The organism is Nocardiopsis sp. CNT312 (assembly GCF_000515115.1).
In the GTDB taxonomy this organism is placed as follows: domain Bacteria; phylum Actinomycetota; class Actinomycetes; order Streptosporangiales; family Streptosporangiaceae; genus Nocardiopsis.
The window spans coordinates 190337-209437 of record NZ_KI911537.1 but is presented as its reverse complement, the minus strand read 5'-3'; the positions used below and the strand labels follow the sequence as shown (position 1 = coordinate 209437).

At 71.5% G+C, this 19101-nt stretch carries 15 protein-coding genes; 8 read left to right on the top strand and 7 right to left on the bottom strand.

The window, feature by feature from the left end; genetic code table 11:
• Nucleotides 1-71: 71 nt before the first annotated feature.
• A complete protein-coding gene (locus B042_RS0119805; protein ID WP_028649804.1) occupies nt 72-728 on the bottom strand; it encodes a hypothetical protein in 657 nt (218 codons plus the stop codon).
• Nucleotides 729-978: 250 nt separating this feature from the next.
• Here B042_RS0119805 and B042_RS0119800 point away from each other — a divergent pair, with 250 nt between their 5' ends.
• The 4 genes from B042_RS0119800 (at nt 979) to B042_RS0119785 (ending at nt 5895) form a co-directional block, all read left to right on the top strand.
• A complete protein-coding gene (locus tag B042_RS0119800; RefSeq protein WP_028649803.1) occupies nt 979-1677 on the top strand; it encodes a ribonuclease HII in 699 nt (232 codons plus the stop codon).
• A gap of 171 nt (nt 1678-1848) precedes the next feature.
• A complete protein-coding gene (locus tag B042_RS0119795; protein WP_028649802.1) occupies nt 1849-4266 on the top strand; it encodes an AAA family ATPase in 2418 nt (805 codons plus the stop codon).
• 49 nt (nt 4267-4315) lie between these two features.
• Nucleotides 4316-5041 carry a nucleotidyltransferase family protein gene (locus B042_RS0119790; protein WP_028649801.1) on the top strand — a complete coding sequence of 242 codons (726 nt, stop codon included), beginning with the start codon at nt 4316-4318 and terminating at the stop codon, nt 5039-5041.
• A gap of 56 nt (nt 5042-5097) precedes the next feature.
• Nucleotides 5098-5895, top strand: a complete 798-nt coding sequence (locus B042_RS0119785) for a tyrosine-protein phosphatase (RefSeq protein WP_028649800.1) — start codon at nt 5098-5100, stop codon at nt 5893-5895.
• Between the two features lie 220 nt (nt 5896-6115).
• Here the strand turns inward: B042_RS0119785 and B042_RS0119780 are convergent, their stop codons facing one another.
• Nucleotides 6116-7723 carry a hypothetical protein gene (locus B042_RS0119780; RefSeq protein ID WP_028649799.1) on the bottom strand — a complete coding sequence of 536 codons (1608 nt, stop codon included), beginning with the start codon at nt 7721-7723 and terminating at the stop codon, nt 6116-6118.
• A 120-nt stretch (nt 7724-7843) separates the two neighbouring features.
• Nucleotides 7844-8128 carry a hypothetical protein gene (locus tag B042_RS25405; RefSeq protein ID WP_028649798.1) on the bottom strand — a complete coding sequence of 95 codons (285 nt, stop codon included), beginning with the start codon at nt 8126-8128 and terminating at the stop codon, nt 7844-7846.
• Between the two features lie 568 nt (nt 8129-8696).
• Here B042_RS25405 and B042_RS0119770 point away from each other — a divergent pair.
• Nucleotides 8697-10748, top strand: coding sequence for a SpoIIE family protein phosphatase (locus B042_RS0119770; protein WP_028649797.1), 2052 nt, complete (start codon nt 8697-8699; stop codon nt 10746-10748).
• Nucleotides 10749-10984: 236 nt separating this feature from the next.
• Nucleotides 10985-12667, top strand: coding sequence for an RNA polymerase sigma factor (locus B042_RS0119765; protein ID WP_155989235.1), 1683 nt, complete (start codon nt 10985-10987; stop codon nt 12665-12667).
• Between the two features lie 226 nt (nt 12668-12893).
• Here B042_RS0119765 and yaaA read toward each other — a convergent pair whose 3' ends face one another.
• Nucleotides 12894-13691, bottom strand: a complete 798-nt coding sequence (gene yaaA / locus B042_RS0119760) for a peroxide stress protein YaaA (RefSeq protein WP_028649795.1) — start codon at nt 13689-13691, stop codon at nt 12894-12896.
• Between the two features lie 106 nt (nt 13692-13797).
• On the opposite strand from yaaA, the gene B042_RS0119755 reads away from it, so the two are divergent.
• Nucleotides 13798-14493 carry a GNAT family N-acetyltransferase gene (locus B042_RS0119755; RefSeq protein WP_028649794.1) on the top strand — a complete coding sequence of 232 codons (696 nt, stop codon included), beginning with the start codon at nt 13798-13800 and terminating at the stop codon, nt 14491-14493.
• A 66-nt stretch (nt 14494-14559) separates the two neighbouring features.
• Here B042_RS0119755 and B042_RS0119750 read toward each other — a convergent pair whose 3' ends face one another.
• A complete protein-coding gene (locus B042_RS0119750; RefSeq protein WP_028649793.1) occupies nt 14560-14784 on the bottom strand; it encodes a hypothetical protein in 225 nt (74 codons plus the stop codon).
• A gap of 438 nt (nt 14785-15222) precedes the next feature.
• Between B042_RS0119750 and B042_RS0119745 the strand changes: the two genes are divergently transcribed.
• Nucleotides 15223-17328, top strand: coding sequence for a type IIA DNA topoisomerase subunit B (locus B042_RS0119745; RefSeq protein ID WP_028649792.1), 2106 nt, complete (start codon nt 15223-15225; stop codon nt 17326-17328).
• Nucleotides 17329-17330: 2 nt separating this feature from the next.
• On the opposite strand, the gene B042_RS0119740 is transcribed toward B042_RS0119745, so the two are convergent.
• Together B042_RS0119740 and B042_RS0119735 are read right to left on the bottom strand one after the other, a co-directional pair.
• Nucleotides 17331-18476, bottom strand: a complete 1146-nt coding sequence (locus B042_RS0119740; RefSeq protein WP_028649791.1) for a PLP-dependent cysteine synthase family protein — start codon at nt 18474-18476, stop codon at nt 17331-17333.
• 225 nt (nt 18477-18701) lie between these two features.
• Nucleotides 18702-19028 (bottom strand): tetratricopeptide repeat protein, encoded by a 327-nt coding sequence (locus tag B042_RS0119735; RefSeq protein ID WP_028649790.1) that lies wholly within the window; start codon nt 19026-19028, stop codon nt 18702-18704.
• Between the last annotated feature and the right edge of the window lie 73 nt (nt 19029-19101).

Here is a 19101-nt window from a genome sequence, read left to right as displayed (position 1 = left end):
CCCGCTCGGAACGGGCAACGGGCCCTGACCGGTGGTGACCGGCCAGGGCCCGTGCTCTCCCGCGGCACCGGTCAGTGGTTCACCCACACGTACCAGTCTCCGTCCACGTGTTCGTAGATCCTGGAGCCCTGACCGGGCACGAACACCCCTTCGGGCAGGTCCTCCTCCGGGCTGTGCGCCAGGCCCGCCGGGGTGAACAGTCCCGCGCCCTCCACCGCGTAGTGGGCGATACCGCCGGAGACCGAGACCTCGCGCAGGGCGTACGAACCGGTGGTGGCGCCCTCCAGGCCCACACGCTCCCCTTCGCTGAGGCCCTCGCGCAGCGCGAGGAGATCGTCGGCTGCGGGGAGCACCCGGGCCTGCAACGGAACGCCGGTGACGGCCAGGCCCAGGGCCGTCGCCGCGATCAGCGGAGGGCAGACCCAGCGCAGCCAGTGGCGGCGGATCACCGGGCGGGCCACGGACAGGGCGATCCCGAACCGCAGGGCGCCCATCGCGGCCAGGAACAGACCCCCGGCCAATCCGAAGGAGAACGCCGCCAGGTGGCCGCCGGGAACGCTGTCCTCGAAGAGGAGAACGAGCCCGAGGAGACCGCAGGCGGGGATGTAGAGGCGGCCGGGCGGCCGGGACCCCCACTCCGTCAGGCGCTCACCGAGCGTCGGCTTCCCGGCCAGCTCGATCAGCTTGGCGACCGATCCGTCGGACGGGTCGGAACCTGCGGCGGGCATACGCTCCCCTTCGTCGAATCCGCGTGATCGGGACGCGGCCGGGGCGGGGCCGCACACGGACGCGCCACAGTCGCGACGGCCGTGTGAGCACGGCCTTCAACCAAAGGATAGAGCAGTCGCGGAGCGTGCCCGGGCCGTTCTGGGCACCGGAACGGCGGGCACCCGAGCCCCGCACCGCAGGAGGGTTCGGAGCGGGGGAGTCCTCCGCCATGCCCGCGGGGGCTTGGGGAAACTCTTCTAAGGTGGTGGCGTGACCACATCATCCGAACGCGCCGCCCCCACCGGCCCCACGTCCGAGGTGGAGGACCGGCTCCGTGCCCGAGGAGCCCGCACCGTCGCCGGGATGGACGAGGTGGGCCGTGGTGCCTGGGCCGGTCCGCTGCTGGTCTGCGCGGCGGTGCCGGGCGCCGGTGCCCCTCCCGAGGGCCTGACCGACTCCAAACGCCTCACACCCCGGCGCCGCCGCGACCTCGCCGCGCGCCTGGAGCCGTGGGTGGCCGACCACGCCTTCGGCTGGTCCGAGCCGGCCGAGATCGACGAGGTGGGAATGACGGAGGCGCTGCACCGCGCCGCACTGCGCGCCCTGGAGGGCCTGTCGGTGCGCCCCGACGCCGTGGTCCTCGACGGCCGCCACGACTTCATCGGACCTCCCTGGCGGGTCCGGACCCAGGTCAAGGGCGACCTCACCTGCGTGAGTGTGGCCGCCGCCGCCGTCCTGGCCAAGGTGCGCCGCGACGCCCTCATGGCCGAACTGGCCGCCGACCACCCCGGCTACGGCTTCGACCGGGCGGCCGGGTACCCCTCGCCCGTGCACCGGGCCGCGCTCGCCGAGTCCGGACCCACCGCCCAGCACCGGATGAGCTGGTCCTACCTGGACGCCCTCCCGCGCTGGCGCCACCTGCGCGTCCGCCGTGACGCCCCCGGCGGAGAGCAGCTTCCCCTGCTGTGAACCGCCCACGGGAATGAGGCCCGCCGGGCGCGACACGCCGCCCCGCACTGGACATACGACACCGGTTCGGGCAAGGCTGAGGCGTGAACGCCGGTCCCCCGACCCCCTCCCGGATCCGCTCGGCGGACCGGAGAGCCGACCGTCCACCCGCCCCCGGCAGGAAGGGTACGGATGACGCGCCAGACGCGCTCCACCGCCGCGGCTCCCGACGGCGTGTCCGGGCTCGACCGCCTGCGAGCCAGCTATCACCGCATCCCCTTGGGCCGTCGACTGGCCGCCGGGCTGGCCCTGGTCACGGCGGTCTCCGTGGGCGCGCTGGTGGCGGGCCTTTCCGTGCTCACCACGGCGAGCGCCGTCCTCGTCCTGCTGGTGCTGCTGGCCTCCCTCATGCGCTCCCTCGACGCCTTCGCCACCGTGATGGTGTGTGTGCTGTGGCTGGCGGTGGCCTTCCCCCTGTTCCAGATCCCGCTCACCGGCGAGCCCCTCACCCTCCTGCTGCTGCCCGCGCCCGCGCTGGCCGTTCTCGTTGCCGGGCGTGTGCGCGAGTTCCCCGTGTGGCACACGTCGGTGCTCGCCCTCACCGCCGGGCTCGCCGCCGGGTTCACCGTCGCCCTGTCCGGGATGGCCCTTCCGGTGCTCGCACCCTCCTGGGGGATCGGCGTGCTCTACGCCGCGGCCGGGGCCTGCCTCGTCTGGCGGCTGGCCGCCGCCCGCCGGATTGTCAAGGACACCGCGTCCGGCGGCCGCACCGGCGAGGACGGGGGCACGGGGAACCCGCCTCGGGTGCGTGCCAGGACGGGTGAGGCCTCTCGCTCGGCGGGCGGTCGCGGTTCCGGTGAGGACGACGCGCCGGTGCCGGTCGACCAGGCGCTGGCCGAACTGGAGGCCATGATCGGGCTCGACCCCGTCAAACAACAGGTCCGGGGGCTGGCCGCCTCCATCGAGGCAGCCCGGTTGCGCGCCGACGCCGGGTTCCCCGTCGAGCGTCCGCTGCGCCACCTGGTCTTCTCGGGCCCGCCCGGCACGGGTAAGACCAGCGTCGCCCGGACCCTGGCCACGATCTTCCACTCCTTCGGACTGCTGCCCACCTCCCGTGTGGTCGAGGCGCAGCGGGCGGACCTGGTCGGCGAGTACCTGGGGGCCACCGCGATCAGGACCAACGAGCTCGTGGACCGCGCCCTGGGCGGGGTGCTGTTCATCGACGAGGCCTACTCCCTGGTCAACGAGGGCGACGGCCAGCCGGACCGGTTCGGCAACGAGGCGGTGCAGACGCTGCTCAAGCGGGCCGAGGACGACCGGGACCGCCTCGTGGTGGTCCTGGCCGGCTACGAGCAGGAGATGGACGCCTTCCTGGCCTCCAACCCCGGTCTGGCCTCCCGGTTCGCCACCCGTATCAGCTTCCCCAGCTACTCCGCGGACGAGCTGCTCCGTATCGCCGAGTCCCTCGTGCGCCGACGCGGGGACGGCCTCGACGCCGACGCCAAGCGGGCACTGCGGCGCGGGTTCGACCAGGCCGTGCGGATCGAGGCGGTCGACGAGCTCGGCAACGGCCGCTTCGCCCGCTCGGTCGTGGAGAAGGCGGCCCAGGCCAGGGACGTGCGGGTGGTCACCTCGGGGGCACGGGTCGGTGCGCCCGCGCAGAAGCCGGGCGCGGAGGACCTCATCACCGTCCGTGCCGCCGACGTGGAGGCGGCCTACGGCGAGCTCACCGCCCACCTGCCCGGGTTCGGCGAGGTGCCCGGTATCGACGAGGCGCTCGCCGAGCTCGACGCCATGATCGGTCTGGAGCCGGTCAAGGAGCAGGTCCGCTCGATCGTCGCCCAGTTGCGGGTGGCCCGGCTTCGCGAGGAGCAGGGGTTGCCCAACCAGGCGCCCATGCGCCACTTCGTCTTCTCCGGCCCCCCTGGCACCGGCAAGACGACGGTCGCACGGGTCCTCGGCCGGGTCTTCTCCGCGCTGGGGCTCCTGGGCCGGGCCGAGGTGGTCGAGGCGCAGCGGGCGGATCTGGTCGGCGAGCACCTGGGGGCCACGGCCCTCAAGACCAACCGTCTCGTGGACCGCGCCCTGGGCGGGGTGCTGTTCATAGACGAGGCCTACTCCCTGGTCAACCCCGGCTACAGCGGCGGCGACGCCTTCGGTTCCGAGGCGGTGCAGACGCTGCTCAAGCGGGCCGAGGACGACCGGGAGCGGCTCGTGGTGGTCCTGGCCGGGTACCCGGCCGAGATGGAGCGCTTCCTGGCCTCGAACTCCGGCCTGGCCTCCCGGTTCCACGTGCGCGTCCGGTTTCCCTCCTACTCGGCGGACGAGCTCACCCGGATCGCCCAGGAGGTGGCCGCCCGTACCGGCGACACCTTCGACGACACGGCCCTGGAGGACCTGCGGAGCATCTTCGCGCACGTGTGCGCGAGCGGATGGATCGACGAGCTCGGCAACGGCCGCTTCGCCCGTTCCCTGTTCGAGAAGGCGTGCTCCCGCCGCGACCTGAGGGTGTCCCAGGAGTTGGGCGAGGAGGCCACAGCGGCCCAGCTCACCGTCGTCACCAGCGCCGACGTGCGGCTGGCCTACACCGATGTCACCCAGGGGGCATGAGCGGCGCTCACCGGCCCGGGGCGCGCGGTCGGGTGCTAGTGTCCGGGCCATGACCGCTTCGTCCTCTCCCACCGCGGCCCCCGTCACCCAGGCGCTCATCCTCGCCGGGGGCCAGGCCACCCGTCTGCGGCCCTACACCGACACCCGTCCCAAGGCGATGGTGGAGGTGGCGGGCCGGCCCATCATCGACTACCAGTTGGACTGGCTGGCCTCCCACGGGGTCGAGCAGGCCGTCGTCTCCTGCGGCTACAAGGCCGAGGTCCTGCAGGAGCACCTGGCGGACCGCGAAGGGGGGCCCGAGACCACCCTCCTGGTGGAGGACGAGCCGCTCGGCCGCGGCGGTGCGCTGCGGTACGCCTCCACCGGACTGCGCGACCAGGGCGCCCCCTACTTCGCGCTCAACGGCGACGTGCTCACCTGGTTCCCACTGGACGAGATGGCCGCCCACCACCGCGAGCGCGGGGGGCTGGCCACGCTGGCCCTGGCGCGCTTCCGTACGACGTGGGGCATCGTGGACGTCGACGACCAGGACCGGGTCGAGGGGTTCACCCAGAGCCCGCTGCTGCCCGTGTGGATCAACGCGGGCGTCTATCTGTTCGAGCCCGGGATCACCCCGTTGCTGCCCCTCAAGGGCGACCACGAGTCCTCCACCTTCCCCGAGCTGGCCGGGGAGGGCCGCCTGACGGCCTACCGCATCGACGGGTTCTGGCGCGGGGTGGACACCGTGAAGGACGTGAAGGAGGCCGGTGCGGAGATCACCGCGCTGAGGAACTGACGTTCAGGGCGTCTTCGCCCGGATGTCGGATGTGGGCGGTGGGGGTGCTTGGGCGCGTGGGTATTGTCACTTTCGTGACAAGTGACGGATTCATCTTCTCCAGCGCCCCCAACTTCCGTGACATCGGTGGACACCGCACCGCCTCCGGGCGGACCGTCCGCAGCGGTCTCCTCTTCCGCTCCGACGCCCTGCACTCCGTCGCCGACGAGGAACTGGTCGCCTACAACGGCCTGGGCATCCGCCAGATCGTCGACTTCCGCACGCCTCACGAGCGGGGCCGCCTCCCCGACGTCACCCCTGAGGGCGCCGAGTACGCCGCCGTCGCCGTCCAGGGAGTGAAGACGGCCGGGGCCAACTTCGCCGACCTGCTCGCCGACCCCGAGCAGGCCAGGGCCGTGTTCGGCAACGGCGGGGCCGAACGGTTCATGTTCGCCGTGTACGAGGAACTCGTCACTGACGCCGTCGCCCTGAAGGGCTACCGCGAACTGATCGAACGCGCTGCCGAGGGGCCCACGGCCCTGGTCTTCCACTGCAGCGCGGGCAAGGACCGCACCGGGTGGGGCGCCGCCCTGATCCTGAGGCTGCTCGGGGTGGAGCACGAACACGTCCTCGCCGACTACCTGGCCAGCAACGAACGCCAGGCGGCCACCGAGATATGGATGCGGCGGCTCGCGGCGGGCAGCGGCCTGGACTGGGCGGACCTGGTGCCCATGGCACGCGTCCGCGCCGAGTACCTCGACACCGCGCTGGCCCGCGTCGACGAGGTGTACGGGTCCTTCGACGGCTACGTGGCGGAGGGGCTCGGGATCTCCGGCCGGACCGTGGAGCGGCTCCGTGAGCGGTTGCTGAACTAAGCCCGCCCGTCGCCCACCGCCACCCTCATGGGTCGCCTGCGGCGCGGTTCCTGCCCGCCCGTCGCCCACCGCCACCCTCATGGGTCGCCTGCGGCGCGGTTCCTGTTCGTCCGTCGCCCACCGCCACCCTCATGGGTCGCCTGCGGCGCGGTTCCTGTTCGTCCGTCGCCCACCGCCACCCTCATGGGTCGCCTGCGGCGCGGTTCCTGTCCGCCGGGTGCTAGGGGAGGGAGCGCAGCCGTCGGCGCAGGTCGGCCTCGTCGGCGGCCGACTCCAGCTCGGCGCTCAGCGCGGTGAGCACGGCGGCCCGGTCCGTCCCCTGGTCGAGCATGCGCTGGGCGGCGCTCCACAGTTCGGCGGGGCGTCCGTTCCAGAGGCGCTCGGCCAGCCGCTCGTGGCGGTCCAGGTCCCGAGCGCGTTCGGGACCGGTGCCGGCGACCGGGCGGTACCAGTGGTCCTGGCCGCTGGAGTGGCGGCCGTTGTGCGGGGTCGAGGCCTCGTACTCTCCGTAGTGGTCCAGCCTGAGCAGGGCCCGGCGACCACGCGAGGTGGCGGGGTCGAACTCCTCCACGTCCCACGAGACGAGGTCGCTGGCCAACAGAGGGAAGGCGAAGATCCGCCGGGCGAGCGAGGAGAAGTCCCCGTCGGGCAGCAGGCGGCGCACCGCCTTCTCGTTCAGTCCCAGCGGTCTGGCGGGGTCGCGGTAGGTGCGGGCGAAGGCGGCGGTGGACTCCCACACGGCGTCGAGGGTCGCCCCCACGGCGACCTCCGGAAGCTCTCCGCTCTCGGCCGCCGCCCACCGCACCCACGCGGCCAGCACGTGCGGCATGGCCTCCTGCTCCTCGGGGAGCAGAACGACGCGTCCGGGCAGCCAGTGCAGTAGGAACGACTCCGCCTTGCGCGGGCTGACGCGCAGCGGGCGGCCCGCGTCCACATCGCACCCGTGGGTGATGATGTGGTCCGCGCAGCGGCTCGCGGCGTAGGAGTCGGACAGTTCGGTCGCCTCATCCGAGGCGAGGAAGCGCGCGGCCAAGACGGCGCGCTGGTCGCGCCGCCACACCGTGGCGGCGGACCGGCCCCTCTCCCTGGGAAGGGCCTCGATACGCGAGCGGGCGAGGGCGAAGTGGGCGGCGAGGGATCCGCCGGCCAGGTCGGCTGCGGTCAGGCCCACGGGGTGTACGGCAGGACCCGCGCCGTGGCCGGTGCCGGGCTCGTCCACCACCTGGCTGGTGCGTTCAAGGGCCCGTTCCAGAATCGCCCGCGCCTCGGAGAGGCCCACCTCGGAGAAGCGGAGGAAGGTGTCCCGCGCGGCCCTGCGCTCGCACTGGTCGAGGAGTTCGCCGACCTGGGACGTGACCCAGGCGTCGCGCAGCAGGCCGCCGCCGTTGTGGTCCACGACCAGCACCATCGCGTGCTCGGGAGCGGGCGGGGCGGATCCGTCGGCCGGCCCCCGACCGAAGACGCACACCACGTCGTCGGTATCGCCGAACCGGTCCCCGTGGACGTGGGCGGACAGGGGCGTGACCGCGCCGAGCTGGGAGGCCCACTCGGGCGTCTGCAGGCCGCGTTCCTGGAGCGCGATCATCCCCTGTTCGGCCAGGTGCCGCTGCGGGGCGGACGTGCCCAGAGCTCCGACGGCCGCCAGGACGCCCAGGCCCGCCGGGTTTCCGGAGGCCGTGGCGTGCACGACCAGGCCCTCACCGAGCAGGCGCTCGACGTCCACCCCCGGGATGCGCTGCCCCCACCAGGAGCCGAGCATCTCGCTGAAGGCCAGTTCCGCGTCGAGCGGGTGGCGCATGGCCAGCAGTTCCCTGGCCGCGCGCAGCATCTGTTCGAAGACGGCGCCGGGTACGGGTTCGGGTCCTGTGGGTGTGGGAGGTGTCGGGGAGGGCACCATCCGAGGGTATGCCAGCGACGACGGATTCCGCTCCGCGCGGGTTCGGAGAGGTCATCGCGGTTTGGGGACCGCCCCATACCCGGTAAGGGATTTTCCTGACAAACGAGACAGTACGGTTTCGGGTTGGGAGGGCGGTACGGAGTTGACCATCGCCTCCAGGTGCTCCCGAGCGACCCGCTCGACCAGGTGGGGGGTGACCGTGATGCCCAGATGCTCCACACAGTTCCAGGTGTCGCTCACGCAGCGCTCGACACAGCGGTGGGGCAGGGCGCTGAACTCATTGTGGAGCCGCGCCGAGATCCGCCGGAGATCCTGGACCGGGAAGGTCTGGAGCATTCTCGCTCACACCCCTTTGGTGACGATGGCCTGGACGGTGACCTCCACCCATTCCACTTGTTCTGGACGCACTGTCAACCCCCGTCCCGGAGCGCCGGGGATGAAAACTCGGAGAGCAGCGTTGCCCCAGGTCCGACCGTTGGGCCGCACCGACGTGGAGAAAGTGGACTTCTCAGTCATGGAAGGGGCTCCACTTTGAGAACCCGCGTACAGAACAGTCGAACACATGCATTGCGGGTGGCTCAAGTAGTACACGGGTCGAATGCCCTCGGGCGACCATTCCGGGACCGGGATATGGACGACGCTTGACCTCCGGTTCTCCGGGGCGCGGTCCACAGCGGCCGTTGCGCCTGGGGCTCTGTGTCTTATGCTTGAGCGGTGACAGCGGCCGAGAGGAGTCCTGGAGTGTGGCTCCCGAGGGTCGCGGAGCCCCCGACGCGCTTCGGCGACGAACCCTTCCGGCGCTCGCCGCCGGCCCGGTCCGACCCTCGGGGGACATGGCGGGCCAGGCAGCATCCCCAGCGGGACACGGGTGGGGAACCCGAGGGTTTTCGGAGGTGTCGAGCAGTTGAGCGCCGAGACGTCCATTCCGCCCCCCAGGGCTGACGGAGCGGAACTGCCGGTCGCGGTGAAGTCCCTTCTCGCCGACGCGCCCATAGGGTTCGGCCTGATCGGTCCCGACGACCGCCTGGCCGCCGTCAACCCACGGCTCGCCGCGCTGTTCGGCGCGGCACCGGCCCGGTGTCTGGGACGCGGCCCGGCCGAATTGCTCGACGAGGCCGGCGACCCGGCCGGGGCGGCCGACCAGCGGGCCTCCCTGGAGGCTGTGCGAGCCGGCGGCCAGGCAGTCCGCAGCCGCTTCCGCCCCGCCCGGGGACAGGCCTGGGACCTGACCTGGTTCCCCGTCGCCGACCCCGGAACCAGCGAGGGGCAAGTGGCGGTCATCGCCCTGCGCGAGCACGAGACCGGCGCCTCCCGGCTCGACGAGCAGCGCCTGCGCGCCCTGCTCCAGGTGGGCCACCAGATCCTCTGGGCGGCCGGGCCCGACGGCGGCATGCACGAGGACTGCCCCCAGTGGCGCGCCGTCACCGGCCAGGAGCGCGAGTTCTACCTCGGCCGGGGGTGGCTGGAGGCGATCCACCCCGACGACCGCCCCCGCGTCGAACGCGCCTGGGACGACGCCGTCATTGACGTGACCCCCTTCGACGCCATGTTCCGCGTGCGCACCAGATCGGGCGGCTACGACCACTACCGGGCGCGCGCCCACCCGATCGTGGACGGGGCCGAGACCGTGGAGTGGATCGGCACGTTCGTCGACGTCACCACCGAGCGCGAGGCCGACGAACTCCGCCAGCGCTTCAACCAGCAGCTCACCGAGGCGGCCATGCGCACGGTCCGCCTCCAGAAGGCCACATCCGACCTCGCTGAGGCGCTCACCGTCGACGACGTCGTCGAGGCGATGTCCGCCATCGGCCGTACCGACGTCGGGGCCGGGCACACCTCCCTGGTGCTCTTCGATCGAGACGGGCTGCGGCTGCACCCCATGGCGGCGGACCGCCGGTCCCCCGGGGCCTCTTTCTCCCTGGACCACCCCGACACGGCGGCCCGGGCCGCCGCGGACCAGGCTCCCTGTTGGGCCGCAGACCCCGGCGAGCTGCGCGCCCTGTTCGAGGACGCGCCCGAGATCGACGAACTGCTGGAGACCACTCCGGAGCGTGCTTGGGCCGCACTGCCGATGATGGTCGCGGGCCGTGCCATCGGAGCCCTGCGCCTGGCGTTCCACCAGCCCCGCGAAGTCACCGACGAGGAACGGGTGTTCCTGGAGGCGCTCGCCGGGCAGTGCGCTCTGGCCATCGGCCGCGCCCAGCTCTACGAGCGCGAACACGACACCGCACAGGCGCTCCAGCACAGCCTCCTGCCGGAGGAGCTTCCCGTGGTCCGTGGGGTACGCCTGGCGGCCTACTACCGCTCCGGCTCCCGGCACGTGCAGGTGGGCGGCGACTGGTACGACGCCTTCCCGCTGCCTGACGGCAGGGTCGCCGGGGTGCTCGGCGACGTCATGGGCAAGGGCATCCCCGCCGCCTCGGGAATGAGCCGCATCCGCAGCGCACTGCGCGCCCTGGCCTTCTCCATGCCCGAACCCGTCGACGTCCTCACCGGACTCGACCGCATGTTCTCCGCCACCGAGGGCACGGACCAGGTGACCACCCTGGTCTACTTCGTCCTGGACCCGGTCACCGGGCAACTCGACCTCAGCAACGCGGGCCATCTGCCCCCGCTGGTGGTGGCGGGCAACGCGGGCCCCTCCCTGCTGGAGAGCGAGCCCGACACCCCGCTCGGCGTCAGCACCCCGCGGAGCCACCACAAATTCTTCGTCCAACCCGGTAACACCATCGCCCTCTACTCCGATGGACTGGTTGAGAACCGCAAACGGTCCGTCGCACGCGGGCTCGACGAACTGGTCACCGTGGCCGCGTCGGCTCCGGCGGAGGCGGTGGGCGATCCACAGCAAATGCTGGAGTACCTTGTTGAGAGCATGCTCGAAGGGTACGAGCAGGACGATGACGTCACTCTGCTCGCCGTTCAGCTTCCGGTGATCGACTCCGGGCCGGAGCGGTAAACCGTACGAACAAGTCCATTGCCTTGCCTACAGTGAAGAAGCCGTTCCGCCTCGCGACGCGGGGGTGATCCTCCAGGGGGGTGACCTCCGAGAGCGCATACGCTTGATAACAAACGGCTTCCCCGCCCTGGTGGGGACGATCCCAGGCCGCAGGTGGGAGGGGGCCTGTGCCCGGTCCCGGACAGGCGGGCCAATGGGTCCGACAGTCTCACCACACGTCCGTTCGAGAGGTGTTTGTGTCATCTGCCAGTTCGACTCGCTCGAAGCAGTCCGAGTCACTGCAAGAGCCCGTCATTCAGCAGCTGATCGAGCGTGGGCGGTCCCAGGGCTTCCTTGAGCCCGAGGACGTGCGCCGTGCCTTCGAAGAGGCCGAGATCCCGATGTCGCAGGCGCAGTCCGTGCTTCGTACCCTCGCAAAGGAGGACGTGACCGTGCTCGTTCCCGAGTCGGCCTCCTCCCGGCGCAAGGCTCCCAAGCGCAAGGCGGCGGCCACCCGATCCGCCCCGGCCAAGACCAAGGCCGCGGCCAAGCCGGTCCGCGCCGCGGCGGCCCAGGAGCAGCCGGAGCGGGTCACCGCTGTGGTCGGCTCCGCCGAGTCCGCCGACGGTGCTGCGAAGAAGACCGCGGCGGCCAAGAAGACCACCGCCAGGAAGGCGGCTCCGAAGAAGGCCGCCGCGACGGCCAAGACCAAGACCGCGGCCAACAAGACCACCGCCAGGAAGGCGGCTCCGAAGAAGGCCGCCGCCCCGGCCAAGACCAAGACCGCGGCCAACAAGAAGGACCTCGAGCTCGCTCCCGCGCCCGGGGGTCTCGCGGACGGCGGTATCGACGACGACCTCGAACACACCGGTGCCGAGCTGGAGCTGGTCGAGGACCCCGCGGAGCCCGCCAAGCCGGCCAAGCCCGAAGCCGTGGGATCGCCGGTCGCGCCCAAGTCCGAGGACGAGTCCTTCGTCCTCTACGACGATGACGACGATGCTCCCGCAGCCCAGGTGGTCGCGGCCGGTGCCACCGCCGACCCCGTCAAGGACTACCTGAAGCAGATCGGCAAGGTGCCGCTGCTCAACGCCGAGCAGGAGGTCGAGCTCGCCAAGCGGATCGAGGCCGGCCTGTTCGCCGAGGAGAAGCTCTCCGAGGAGGGCGAGGTCCTCACCTTCGAGCTGCGCGACGAGCTGGAATGGATCGCCGAGGACGGCGGCCGGGCCAAGAAGCACCTGCTGGAGGCCAACCTCCGTCTGGTGGTCTCGCTGGCCAAGCGCTACACCGGCCGTGGGATGCTGTTCCTGGACCTGATCCAGGAGGGCAATCTCGGTCTGATCCGCGCGGTGGAGAAGTTCGACTACACCAAGGGCTTCAAGTTCTCCACCTACGCCACCTGGTGGATCCGTCAGGCGATCACCCGCGCCATGGCAGACCAGGCCCGCACCATCCGTATCCCGGTGCACATGGTCGAGGTCATCAACAAGCTGGCCCGCGTCCAGCGCCAGATGCTCCAGGACCTGGGTCGCGAGCCCACCCCGGAGGAGCTGGCCAAGGAACTCGACATGACCCCGGAGAAGGTCGTCGAGGTGCAGAAGTACGGCCGAGAGCCGATCTCCCTGCACACCCCGCTGGGCGAGGACGGCGACAGCGAGTTCGGCGACCTCATCGAGGACTCCGAGGCGATCCAGCCCGGTGAGGCGGTCAGCTTCACGCTGCTCCAGGAGCAGTTGCACTCGGTGCTCGACACCCTCTCCGAGCGTGAGGCCGGCGTGGTCTCCATGCGCTTTGGGCTCACCGACGGACAGCCCAAGACTTTAGACGAGATCGGCAAGGTCTACGGGGTCACTCGTGAGCGTATCCGGCAGATCGAGAGCAAGACGATGTCGAAGCTCCGTCACCCGTCGCGCTCGCAGGTGCTCCGTGACTACCTGGACTAGGCCGGTCCGGGCGGAGACGACCTGAGAGGCCCCGTGCCGGTGCGGCAGCCCGACCCTTCGGGAGGCCGCACCGGTTCGTGCTGTCCTGCGACGTCACCTCGGTGCGCCCCGTCGGCGAATCGGGCGCAGCCCCCGCCTCACGCCGATGCCCGTCCGACGGGACCCATCGTGGCGCACGCCGTGTAGGTGCGGCATAAAGCCCCCCGAACCCGTCGTGGCCGGGTCTTCAGTCAGCGCTGAGGACGTCCAGGGTGCGTGCGGCCCCGGGCCGGGGGCCGGGCTGGAGCTCCACCGTGTACCCGAGATCGGCCAGGGCCGCCGCCAACTCCTCGGGCGTGGCCGCCGCCACGCCCTCGGCCAGCAGGGCGCGGGCGATGTCGCCGCGTGTGGCCTTGGCCATGTGGCTGACCACGGAGCGGCGTACCCGGCCCCCGACCACGCGTTCGCGCAGAACCCGCACCGCCACGGTCCGCGCGGCGGCGGTGCCCGAGGGCTTGAACGCCGCGGCGTAGGCCGACGAGCGGCAGTCCACCAGCAGCCGCCCCTCCGACAGCGCCTCCAGCGGCCCCTTCAGCGCGTGCCGCCAGTAGGCCCCCAGGCTGCCGAGCGGCGGCAGCCTGACCCCCATGGACAGGCGGTACGGGGGCAGCCGGTCCTCGGGCCCCACCACGCCCCACAGGCCGGAGAAGACCAGGACGCGCTCGCGCACGCGGTCGGCGGCGGGGGAGTCGAGCAGTCCGGGGAGCCCGAGGCGGTCGTAGAGCACCCCGGTGTACAGGTCGGCGGCGCGCAGGGTCGGTGCGGTGGCCGTGTCCAGGTCGCGCTTGAGGGCCTCGGCCTGGGAGGCCGACAGGCCCAGCACCCTCAGGGCCTCCTCCTCCGGTCCCGAGCACAGGTCGGCCAGGGCCGCCATGACCTTCTCGCGGGCGGGGGCCAGTTCGGGGAGGGTCAGTGCGGACAGGTCCAGCCCCGGGCCGTCGCCGGAGGCGGCCTTGCCCTCGGAGGGCGGCAGCAAGATGAGCATCGCGGAACTTTCCTGGTACAGCGGGGGAGGGGCCGGAGCGGCCCCTGCCATAGTAGGGCTCCGCCGGTGGTGGCACCGGGTCGTCGGACGCGTGGAGGGGCAGAGGATGCACGAGTGGGCGCGCAGGGTCGCCGAGGACTGGCCCCCGGAGGAGACGGAGGTCACCAGGGGGTGGCGCCTGGGGTACGCGGGGGGTGTGACCAAGCGCGCCAACTCGGCGGTGCGCCTGGAGCCGGGCGCGAGTCCGGAGACCGTCGAGTGCTTCTACCGCGACCGGGGCCTGCCCGCCGTGGTCCAGGTCTGGCCGGGGATGGAGGGCTTGGACCGCGAGCTGGCGGAACGGGGTTATGAGCGGGGCGGGCCGAGCCTGGTCATGGAGCGGCACCTGACCGACGCGGCTGGTCCTGGAGAGCGCTTCGAGGTCCTGTCGCGTCCGGACGGGCGCTGGCGTGCGCTGTGGTCGGCCGAGGGCGCCTCGCGGCGGGTCGCCCGGGGACAGCACCGGATCATGGACCGCGTCCCCGTGATGGGCTACGCGGTCGAGTCTTCCGGGGCCGCGCGGGGGTGTGCGGCGCTCTCTGGTGCGACGGTGGGGATCTACGCCATGTTCACCGACCCGCGGGAGCGGGGGCGCGGCCTGGCCGGCGGTATCGTCGGCGCGCTGCTGGCCTGGGGGCAGGGCGGGGGTGCCGAGCGCGCGTACCTGCTGGTGGAGGAGGGCAACGCCGCGGCGCGCCGGGTCTACGAAAGGGCAGGGTTCGCGGTGGTGGACCGGTACCACTACCGGGTCCTCGCCCGCTGAGGTCCGGACAGGCGGGGGGCGGCGGCCCGGCCGGGCCGCCGCCCCCCGTTCATCGCTGCCTGGTGGCTAACGCTCGTCGGCGGTGTTCTTGCTCTCGTGGAGCTTGTCCGTCTCGTCCTGGATGTCCGTGGCGATCTTGCGCAGGGACTCGTCGTGCTTGCGCATGTGGTGCGCGCAGAACAGAAGCTCGCCGCCGGAGTTCAGGAGCACTCGGACGTAGGCCTGTGCACCACAGCGGTCGCAACGGTCAGCAGCCGTCAGCGGCTGGGTGGGGGCAAGGGTTCCAGTCACTTCGCCATCCTCAATACTCGGCGTTAGTCACCTCTCAGAACACCTAACCGGACTGGGACGTTCCCAACCAGGCCTGGTGTACGCCGACAGCGGAATCGGTCCGAAGGATTCCGGGGGTGCGCCGAATGGGTAGTAAGTCACTTTTCATGCACTTTATACCTCTGAGGTCCCTCTTGTGGAGTCTGTGACGGAAGGAAACGGGAGTATCCAGGTCGCATCGACAGGAGGTGGTAGTCTCGCGCGGGGCGGGGTCCATCCGACCGCCTCACCGGCCCGGGCGCCACCCGCGGCCCACGGCCCCCGTCCGGCCCACGCCCCGGGGTGGAGGAAGCGGCCGAACGCGCCGTGGCCTGCCCCCTTTCGTCGGTGCGGCGCGGTACAAAGGGCACGCACCGCATCACCGCCCCTCTGGCCCTTCAAGACGCAGGAGATGTCCGAGTGACCGCCTTGACCGCCGCCGTCCACGACCCCGAGGATTACTCCGCTCGGCACCTGTCGGTCCTGGAGGGACTCGAGGCCGTCCGCAAACGGCCGGGCATGTACATCGGGTCGACCGACAGCCGTGGCCTCACCCACTGCATGTGGGAGGTCATCGACAACTCCGTCGACGAGGCCCTGGGCGGTTTCTGCGAACGCATCGACGTCACCCTGCACACCGACGGCTCCGTCTCCGTCAGCGACGACGGCCGCGGTATCCCCGTGGACATCGAGCCCAAGTCCGGTCTGTCCGGCGTTGAACTGGTCATGACCAAGCTCCACGCCGGCGGCAAGTTCGGCTCGGGCTCCTACACCGCCTCCGGCGGCCTGCACGGCGTCGGCGCCTCCGTCGTCAACGCCCTGTCCGCCCGGCTGGACGTCGAGGTCGACCGCCAGGGCCGCACCCACGCGATCAGCTTCCGCCGCGGCATCCCGGGCCGCTTCGCCGGGGCCGGACCCGACGCCGAATTCACACCCGTCTCCGGGCTTGAGCAGGTCCGCAAGGTCGCCACCACGATCACCGGAACCCGCATCCGGTTCTGGCCGGACATGCAGATCTTCCTCAAGGACGCCGAGATCGCCCGCCAGTCCCTGCTGGACCGGGCCCGCCAGACCGCGTTCCTCGTGCCGGGGCTGACCATCGCCGTGCGCGACGAGCGCGTGGAGGGCGAGTCGGCCCACACCGAGGAGTTCCGCTTCGACGGCGGCATCAGCGAGTTCTGCACCTTCCTGTCCCCGGACGAACCGGTCAGCGACGTCCTGCGCATCCAGGGCAGCGGAACCTTCACCGAGACCGTCCCGGTCCTGGACGAGGCCGGTCACATGGTCCCCTCCGACGTCGAGCGCCGCCTGGACGTGGACGTGGCCCTGCGCTGGGGCACCGGCTACGACAGCACGGTCCGCTCCTTCGTCAACGTCATCGCCACCCCCAAGGGCGGCACGCACATCAACGGCTTCGAGCGCTCCCTGGTGCGGGTGATCAACGAGCAGTTGCGCGCCACCAAACTGCTGAAGAACAGCGACGACCCCGTCACCAAGGACGACACCCAGGAGGGGCTCACCGCGGTCGTCACCGTCCGCCTCCCCGAGCCCCAGTTCGAGGGGCAGACCAAGGAGATCCTGGGCACCTCCGCCGCCTCCCGGATCGTCTCCCAGGTGGTGGGCCGAGAACTCAAGGAGTTCCTCACCTCCACGAGGAAGGTCGAGAAGGCCAAGGCGCGCACCGTCCTGGAGAAGGTCGTGGGCGCGGCCAAGGCCCGTCTGGCCGCACGCCAGCAGCGCGAGACCCAGCGGCGCAAGAACGCCCTGGAGAACTCGGCGCTGCCCGCCAAGCTCGTGGACTGCCGCAGCGAGGGCCTGGAGCACAGCGAACTGTTCATCGTCGAGGGGGACTCGGCGCTGGGCACCGCCAAGCTCGCCCGCGACTCGGAGTTCCAGGCGCTCCTGCCGATCCGGGGCAAGATCCTCAACGTGCAGAAGTCGTCGGTGGCCGACATGCTCAAGAACACTGAGTGCGCCGCGATCCTCCAGGTGGTCGGCGCCGGGTCGGGCCGCACGTTCGACATCGACGCCGCCCGCTACGGCCGGATCATCCTCATGGCCGACGCCGACGTCGACGGCGCGCACATCCGCTGCCTGCTGCTCACGCTCATCTACCGGTACATGCGGCCCATGCTGGAGGCGGGCCGGGTGTTCGCCGCGGTGCCGCCGCTGCACCGCATCGAGCTCACCAACGTCCGCCGCAAGCGCGGGGCCAGGCCCGAGGACCGCTACGTCTACACCTACTCCGACGCCGAGCTGACGCGTACCCTGCTGGACCTGGAGAAGCGCAAGATCACCTGGAAGGAGCCGGTCCAGCGGTACAAGGGCCTGGGTGAGATGGACGCCGACCAGCTCGCGGAGACCACCATGGACCCGCGCCGACGCACCCTCCGGCGGATCCGGGTGGAGCAGGCAGAGGAGGCCTCGGCCGTGTTCAACCTGCTGATGGGCAACGAGGTGGCGCCCCGGCGCAAGTTCATCCAGGCGGGTGCCCAGGAGTTGGACGCCGCCCGCATCGACACCTGACGCTAGGGGCCGGGCGGGGACCAGGCCCCGTCGGAGAGCAGCCGCTCCACGGCCGCGCGGTAGGGGGCGGGGTCCAGCCCCTGGCCCGCCACCCACGCGTCGTCGTAGTAGCTGTGCTGGTAGCGTTCGCCGCCGTCGCAGATCAGCGTGACTACGCTGCCCCGGCGCCCCTCACGGAGCATCCTGGCGACCAGGTGCCACACGCCCCACAGATTGGTCCCCGTGGAGCCGCCTGCGCTGAGGCCGGTCACGTCGTGCAGGTGGCGCATCGCGGCGATGCTCGCGGCGTCGGGAACCGGCACCATCAGGTCGATGACCGAGGGCACGAAGCTCGGCTCCACGCGGGGACGGCCGATGCCCTCGATCCTGGACGGCATACCCGTGGAGTAGTCGGGGGCACCGGCCACCCAGCCGGGGAAGAACGCCGAGTGTTCCGGGTCCACCACGGCCAGGCGGGTGCGCAGACGGCGATAGCGCAGGTAGCGGCCGATGGTGGCGGACGTGCCCCCGGTCCCCGCGCCCACCACGATCCACTCGGGGCAGGGGTAGCGCTCCAGGGCGAGCTGCTCGAAGACCGACTCGGCGATGTTGTTGTTGCCCCGCCAGTCGGTGGCCCGCTCGGCGTAGGTGAACTGGTCCATGTAGTGGCCGCCCGTCTCACGAGCGAGGCGCTCGGCCTCGGTGTACATGTCGGGCGGGGCGTTGACGAAGTGGCACCGTCCGCCGTACCGCTCGATCAGCGCGATCTTCTCCGGGCTCGTGCTGCGCGGCACGACGGTGACGAAGTCCAGGCCGAGCAGCCGGGCGAAGTAGGCCTCGGACACGGCGGTGGATCCGGAACTCGCCTCGATGATCGTGGTGCCCTCGGCGATCCAGCCGTTGGCCAGGCCGTAGAGGAACAGTGAGCGCGCCAGCCGGTGCTTGAGGCTGCCGGTGGGGTGGACCGACTCGTCCTTCAGGTACAGGTCGATCCCCCATGCGGGCGGCAGGGGGAACACGTGCAGGTGGGTGTCGGCCGAACGGTTGGCGTCCGCGACGACCTGGCGTACCGCCTCGTCGGCCCAGGAGCGGGCGGAGGGGCCGGAGCGCTCCACCCACGCCGTGCCGTCGGCGGGTCCGGGGCCGTCGGGATCTGAGGGACGTGTCATGTTCAGCAGCGTAGCCCCGACCACCGGGGCGCTCACGGCCGACGGGCACCTCCCGGGCCTGAGGGGGAGCGGGGGCGCAGTCGTCTGGCTTCAGGTGAGGGGTGGGAGCAGCACGAGGGCGCCGCAGGTGTCGGTTGGGGGTGGTGGCGGGCGGGCGAGGACGGAGGGGCTGGTTCTCCGTGCCGCGAGCGGCGTCCCGAGCTTGCGAGGGACCATGAACAGGGGTCAGTCCAAAGACCCGCCGGACATAGCGGCGTGCATGCGCCGGTAGATCGCGGCCTCCTCGCTCCGGCTCTGCCGTTCGAGGGTGCGGGCGAGGGCGATGTGGGCCCAGTTGTCGACGGGGTCGAGCTCGATGATCCGGCGGAAGGTCTGTTCGGCTTTGTTGAGCTGCGCGGAGTGGAAGTAGGCGCGGCCCAGGAGCTCCAGGAGGGAGCGGCTCTCCGGTTCCGCCTCGACGGCCGGTTCGAGGGTGCGGGCGGCGTAGATCGGGTCGCCCAGTTCCATGAACATGCGAGCCCGGTTGAAGGTGTCGTAGGTGTTCTCTTTCACGGTGCTCCTCTCGACGGCTGTGCCGCGTTGGGATCACAACGGTCACGGGAGCGACCGCATTCCCAGACGACAC

Bases quoted from the DNA above. Each gene is read 5' to 3' on its own strand.
- B042_RS0119805 (WP_028649804.1), bottom strand. From the start codon at position 728: ATGCCCGCCGCAGGTTCCGACCCGTCCGACGGATCGGTCGCCAAGCTG.
- B042_RS0119795 (WP_028649802.1), top strand. From the start codon at position 1,849: ATGACGCGCCAGACGCGCTCCACCGCCGCGGCTCCCGACGGCGTGTCC.
- B042_RS0119790 (WP_028649801.1), top strand. From the start codon at position 4,316: ATGACCGCTTCGTCCTCTCCCACCGCGGCCCCCGTCACCCAGGCGCTC.
- B042_RS0119780 (WP_028649799.1), bottom strand. From the start codon at position 7,723: ATGCTGCGCGCGGCCAGGGAACTGCTGGCCATGCGCCACCCGCTCGAC.
- B042_RS25405 (WP_028649798.1), bottom strand. From the start codon at position 8,128: ATGCTCCAGACCTTCCCGGTCCAGGATCTCCGGCGGATCTCGGCGCGG.
- yaaA (WP_028649795.1), bottom strand. From the start codon at position 13,691: ATGCTCATCTTGCTGCCGCCCTCCGAGGGCAAGGCCGCCTCCGGCGAC.
- B042_RS0119755 (WP_028649794.1), top strand. From the start codon at position 13,798: ATGCACGAGTGGGCGCGCAGGGTCGCCGAGGACTGGCCCCCGGAGGAG.
- B042_RS0119740 (WP_028649791.1), bottom strand. From the start codon at position 18,476: ATGACACGTCCCTCAGATCCCGACGGCCCCGGACCCGCCGACGGCACG.